The following is a 6,058-nucleotide window of genomic DNA, read 5'->3' on the forward strand; positions in this document are numbered from 1 at the left end:
CATGCGCGCCCAAGGTCTTCGGCCTGTCTCGCCTTGAGCTGCTCCTTGAATGAGGCGCCGGCTTGGCTGGCCGCGTCCTTTTTTCGCGCTTGGGCCGTCTTATGAAATGGCTTTGCCAAGCGTTCCGGCGCGGACACCGGCACGACGCGCGCTTTCTGATCGCCTTCGTCCTGCTGCTGGTGGTGTTCGCCATCCCCAACCAGGACGCCTTGTTCCACTCGCTGGACCGGCTGTACTTCGAACTGCTCTCCGCCTTGCAAACCGAAGACGACGAACACGATGTCGTGCTCGTCAATGTCGACCAGGCCACGGTGCAGGCGCTGGGCCATGAGGAAGTCAACGGCAACGTGCTCTACGCCGTGCTGCTGCAAAGACTGGAGCAGGCCGACAGCGTGGCGCTGAACATGAACCTGCTGTCGCGCCGGGACGAAGGCATGCTGGCGAACGCCATCCGGCGCCACGGCCGCGTGGTGTTGGCCTTGCCGCCCGACGCCCCCGCCGCGCCGGGGCGGGACGGTCCCGAGCCCTCCGCCGTTTACGCCGCCGCGGCTGGGCTGGGGCACCGCGACCTCTTGATAGGGGACCGCAGCGTGGTCACCGGCATCGTCCCCTACAAGCAACATGGCCGGAAGCTGGCGCCGCATATGGTGATGGAAGCCATCCGCGTCGCCGGCTATGAACTGCCGCCGCGGGAAAACACCCGCTGTCTGACCGCGTTCTGGCGGCGTTGCGCGCCGCAAGCCGACGGCTGGCTGCTGGTGTTGCCGGCCCACCACCGCATCCAGCAGTATTCGATGCTGGACGTGCTGACCGGCGCGGTGCCGCGGCAGGCGTTTCACAACAAGATCGTCTTTGTCGGCCATCTGGCGCTGGACCCGTTCAAGGGCCTGCGCTCCAACCGTTACCCGCTGGACCGCGAAGGCCATACCCGCAGCCAGATCCTGGCCTTGCAAACTCAGACCCTGATGAACCACGGGCCGGTCACCCTGCTGGCCGCCCCGTACAAGCTGCTGGTCAACTTCGGCCTCATGTTCGGCCTGCTGCTGGTCTGCCTGCTGGCGCCGCCGGCGCGCATGCACGGCCGCGCCTGGCTGTGGCTGGGCGGCTGCTGGCTGACGTCCACCCTCTTGCTGTTGCAAACCCAGATCTGGATTCCGGTCAGTTCGCCGCTGACAGGCGGCTTGCTGATCTACGCCGGCTGCGCCTGGCGCTGGCAGACCAAGACTCATCTCCTGCTGCGGCAGGAAATGGAGGCGATGCGGCAGAGCTTGCGCGAAGCCGGCATGGACCTGCCGCTGCGCGGCCAGGAGTCCGAGTCCGGCGCCGACGAAATCGAACGGCTGATGCGGCAGATGCGCGCCTGGCAAAACTCCTACGTCAGCGTGCTCAATATGCTGCCCTATCCGATCTTCTTCGAGCAGGGCGGCAAAATCATCCTCAGCAACCAGGCGGCGCGCAAGCTGCTGTGCGAGCAAGGCGCGCCGGAGGAGGCCGAAGCCTGGGTGCTGGGCCTGGCCGGGCGGGCGCGAGAAAAAGCGCTTCACAGCGGCAACATCGGCGTGGAGGAAGTGCGCAGCAGCCAGGGCGAACACATGTTGCTGGTCACGCCCTGTCCGGAACTGTGCGACGGCCTGTCCAGCAGTCTGATCAGCCTGGTCGACCTGCAAAGCGTCAAGGCCAGCGTGTCCGGCGACCGGCGCGTGCTGCGGCAGATGGCGCACGATCTGCGCAATCCGCTGACCACCATGCTGGCGATGATAGAACAGCGCGGCGGCGAGACCGGGCCGCGGCAGGACCAATTCTTCAACGATCTGCGCCGGCAAGTGAACTACAGCCTGCGCGTGGCGCAGGACTTCATGCGCCTCTCCCGCGCCGAGCAACTGGACCCGGCCGGCTTTCTGCCGGTGGCCTTGACCGATCTGGCCGAAGACGCGATGGACCAGATCGAGGCCGGCGCCCGCCAAAAGCGCATCGTGCTGCACGGCCCGGAGGCGATGGAAGCGCTGTGGGTGCGCGGCCATTACGACATGCTGCTGCGCGCCGTGGTCAATGTGCTGGATAACGCCGTCAAGTACTCGCCGGCCGGCAGCCACATCGTGCTGCGGCTGGCGCGCTGGGGGGACATGGCCGGCATCAGCGTGGTGGACCAGGGCATAGGCATTCCGGAACACGCCTTGCCGCGGCTATTCGAGCCGTTCTATCAGGTGGATGAAGGCCGCCGCGATGGCGCCGGCCTGGGCCTGCCCTTCGTCAAGGCCGTGATGCAGGCCCACGGCGGCCGCGTCGAGGTCAAATCCAGAAGCCGGCTGGGCAGCGAATTTCTGCTGCTGGCGCCGTGGGTGGAGAGCGAGGGAGGAGAGCGCTAGGCGCGGCCGCCGGCTTGAGCTTCTGTTGAGATTGATTGGGGGCCGCACCAGGGTTTGGAACAATGCGGGTAAGCCCTTCCCAGCCGATGGCGGCTGGAGAGGGCTGTCACCCAACCCCTTAATTTAAGGTTTCAACAATGACCGCACCCCGCTCCGCAGGCAAGTTCGCCCTGCCCGCGCTGGTACTGAGCCAGATCGCCGCTTCCCTGATGCTGCTGGCCCCGGCCGCCGCCTCCGCCCATGGCTCGATGGAAGAGCCGATCAGCCGCATTAAATATTGTCATGGCTCCGATAATCCGGAGAATCCAAAAACCCCGGGATGCCAGGCGGTCAAAAAAATTGGCGAGTCGCAAGCCATCTACGACTGGAACAGCGTGCGTCAGGGCGACGCCAGCGGTAATCACCAGCAAGTGGTGCCTAATGGCCAATTGTGCGCGGGAGGCAATGCCGGAACCTTCGGTGGCCTGGATGCGGCCGTCGACTGGCCGGCCACCACCATCCAACCGGGACCGGACGGCAAATACACGATGACCTATCATCAGACCGCCCAGCACCAGACCGCCTATTTCAAATCCTATATCAGCAATGACTCCTATGATTTCACGCGTCCGCTGCAGTGGAATGACCTGCAACTGATCGGCGATTCCGGCGCGGTGGCGCCCAGCGAAAAGACCAAGCTGAACGTCAAGATTCCGGCCGGCATGCAGGGCAAGCGCGTGATCTACAACGTATGGCAGCGCAGCGACAGCGGCGAGGCCTTCTACAGCTGTTCCGACGTGAACATCGTGGCCAACAGCGCGGACTTCAAACCGCTGGGCGCCTTGGTCTCCAGCCCGTTCGAGGCCAAGCCCGACTCCACCATCTCCCTGCGCGTTTTCGACAAGCTGCGCGGCGGGGATCTTGAAAAGCATTCGATCAAGATCGCCGCCGGTCAAACCGCGGCCAAAGACTGGACCTATGCGCTGGCCACCGCGGTCAACGCCAAATCCAGCGTGGTCAAGGTGGGCCAATTGCAAAACGGCCAAGTGGTGCCGGTCAAGAACGCCACCGGCAACACCGTGTTCGGTCTGGGCAAGGAATACAGCTTTGCCTTGGAACAATCGGATGAGGGCGGCAAGCCGCCGGTGGACGAGATCGCGCCGGGCAAGGTCACCGTCAAGGGCCAGAGCAGCGTCAACAGCGGCGATATGGTCAGCCTGTCGGCCCAAGCCGCCGCCGGCACCAACCTGAAATACCGGTGGACGGTGTCGCCCAGCATCGCCGGCCTGACGCTGAACGCCGCCACCCTCAATTTCAAGGCGCCGGAGCCTAAGCAGGACACCAGCTATAACTTCACGGTCAAAGTCAGCAATGCGCTGGGCAGCAAGAACGCCGAGCACAAGCTGGAGGTCAAGGCCAAGGATGAAGGCGGCAAGCCGCCGGTAGCCGGTGCCTGGGACGCGGCCAAGACCTATGCCCAGCCTTGCGCCAAAGTGACATATCAGGGCGAGGAATGGATGAACGGATGGTGGACCCAAGGCGAAAAGCCGGGCACGGGCGGCCAGTGGGGCGTATGGCGTCCGGTAAGCTCGACCGACATGCATGGCCAGTGCAAGGGTAAGTAATGTCCGGATGGCCGCGCGTTTCAGGCTGAGCCCCAGCTGGACGCAGGTTTAAGACCCGGTTTCGGGGTCTGCCCGGCAGGCGTAAGCCTGCCGGGCTTTTGCCGTTTGATGGCCGATATTGATTAAAAATCGCTGAACTTTAGCTTTTATTGAGAATGATTGGGCGGCGGGCAAGGGTTTGGAACAATGCGGGCAAGCCCTTCCTCGGCCGACGGCGGCCAGGGAGGGCGGCAACCCAACCCTTAAGATCAAGGTTTTAGAACATGACCGCACCTCGCACCGCCGGCAAGCTCGTCCTGCCCGTGTTGGCCCTGAGCCAGATCGCCGCCTCCCTGATGGCCGTTGTCCCGTCCACCGCCAGCGCCCATGGCTCCATGGTGAACCCGCCCAGCCGCGAATACGCCTGCGCCACCTTCGATACCCCGTGGGGCAACCCGACTTATGCCAGCTGCGGCAAGATCGCATCGCTGAGCAGCAACTGGATGTCCAATGTGCAGGGCGGCGTGAAAAGCAACCATAAAGAGAAGGTCGAAGACGGCCTGCTGTGCGCCGGCGGCAAGATCGACTGGAAAGAGCTGGATGCGGCCGATTTCAAAGGACGCGTCACCACGGTGACCCCGGACGCCCAAGGCAAGGCCGTGTTCGAATACAAGCAAACCGCAGGCCACATCTCCAGCTACTTCAAGACCTATATCAGCACAGATGACTATAAGCCGGAGCAGGGTTTGCGCTGGAGAGACCTGAAAGAGATTGGCAATAGCGGTCCCCTGCCGCGTCCAGAAAGCGGCAGCATCACCAAGCTGGAGGTGCAGATTCCGGCGGAGCTGACCGGCAAGCGCGTGGTGTACAGCGTTTGGCAGCGTGATCCGAGTGATAACGCCGAAGCCTTCTACGCCTGCTCCGACGTGGACGTGGTGGCCAACAATATCGAATGGAAGGCCAGCGGCGCGCTGGAAGGCGGCCAGGTCAACACCGGCGTCACGCTGACCTTGCGCGTATTCGATAAAGTGCGCAGCGGCGACCTGGAAAAGCACAGCATCGTGGTGCAGGCTGGTCAGGAAAAGCCGGAGCAATGGATGCATGCGTTGGCCACCAAGGTCAATCAAAGCTCCAGCGTGGTCAAGGTGGGCAAGCTGATCGGTTCGGACATCACGCCGCAATTCAGCGCCACCGAAAACCAGGTGTTTGGCCGCAATAAGCAGGTGAGTTTCGCCATCGACCAGAATAACGGAGGCACCAAGCCGCCGCCGGATGAAATCGCGCCGGGGAATGTCACGGTCAGCGGCCCGGCCAGCGTCAACAGCGGCGCCAACGTCAGCTTGTCCGCCGCGGCCGCTTCCGGCACCAATCTGAACTACCTGTGGGAAGTGACGCCCAAGATCGCCGGCCTGGCGCTCAACGCCGCCACGCTCAATTTCAAGGCGCCGGCGCTGGAGCAGGACACTGCCTACAGCTTCAAGGTCAAGGTCAGCAACAGCAAGGGCGAGAAAACCGCAGCGCATGCGCTGACGGTCAAGGCCGACGACAGCGGCCCCACGCCGCCGTTGGAGGGCGATGTCTGGAAAGAAGGCGCAAGCTACAAGGCCGGCCAGGTCGTCGTCTTCGAAGCCAAGCAATACCGCTGCTTGCAGCCGCATACCGCTTGGGAAGGCGCAGGCTGGACGCCGGCTTCGCAGCCCGCACTGTGGGCGCCGCTTTAAACTAAGCGTCTGATCCGGCCGGCGGCCGCGCGCCGCCGGCTGGAAATGACAGCCCCTTGCCTCTTGGAGCAAGGGGCTTTTTTTAACTGTTTATTGAGCAAGGCGGGCGTTCGGCCAAGCGCTACATCAAGCACCTTGTCTGTGGCGTGAGCAAATTGTCGTCGGTCATGCGCAGCTTGGGCATGGCGCCGCAAGGCGCTTGGAGACCGCCGCATGACTATTGGCGGCGGGCTGCGGCTATGGCGGACAGAGAGTTGCCCCAGTCAGTTACGGAAAGTGTGAATTTTACCACCGTCTTGGCATGAGTTTTTTGCATTTCATCCTAAACTTTTCATCCATTTCCCAGATAAGACTTCTCGAATAATCTGATTTTCGAGAGGTCGCATAA

General features: G+C 63.1%; 3 protein-coding genes. All 3 read left to right on the forward strand.

The genetic code is table 11. From position 1 onward, the window contains the following. Window positions 1-101 precede the first annotated feature (101 nt). Window positions 102-2,366 carry a sensor histidine kinase gene (locus ACODRW_RS03505; RefSeq protein ID WP_488905176.1) on the forward strand — a complete coding sequence of 755 codons (2,265 nt, stop codon included), beginning with the start codon at window positions 102-104 and terminating at the stop codon, window positions 2,364-2,366. Window positions 2,367-2,503: 137 nt separating this feature from the next. Continuing rightward, window positions 2,504-3,970 (forward strand): lytic polysaccharide monooxygenase, encoded by a 1,467-nt coding sequence (locus ACODRW_RS03510; protein WP_488905177.1) that lies wholly within the window; start codon window positions 2,504-2,506, stop codon window positions 3,968-3,970. Between the two features lie 263 nt (window positions 3,971-4,233). Beyond that, window positions 4,234-5,670 carry a lytic polysaccharide monooxygenase gene (locus ACODRW_RS03515; RefSeq protein ID WP_235084215.1) on the forward strand — a complete coding sequence of 479 codons (1,437 nt, stop codon included), beginning with the start codon at window positions 4,234-4,236 and terminating at the stop codon, window positions 5,668-5,670. Window positions 5,671-6,058: the final 388 nt, after the last annotated feature.

It is taken from the genome of Chromobacterium sp. FG89 (assembly GCF_057808735.1).

Bases quoted from the DNA above. Each gene is read 5' to 3' on its own strand.
- ACODRW_RS03505 (WP_488905176.1), top strand. From the start codon at position 102: ATGAAATGGCTTTGCCAAGCGTTCCGGCGCGGACACCGGCACGACGCG.
- ACODRW_RS03510 (WP_488905177.1), top strand. From the start codon at position 2,504: ATGACCGCACCCCGCTCCGCAGGCAAGTTCGCCCTGCCCGCGCTGGTA.
- ACODRW_RS03515 (WP_235084215.1), top strand. From the start codon at position 4,234: ATGACCGCACCTCGCACCGCCGGCAAGCTCGTCCTGCCCGTGTTGGCC.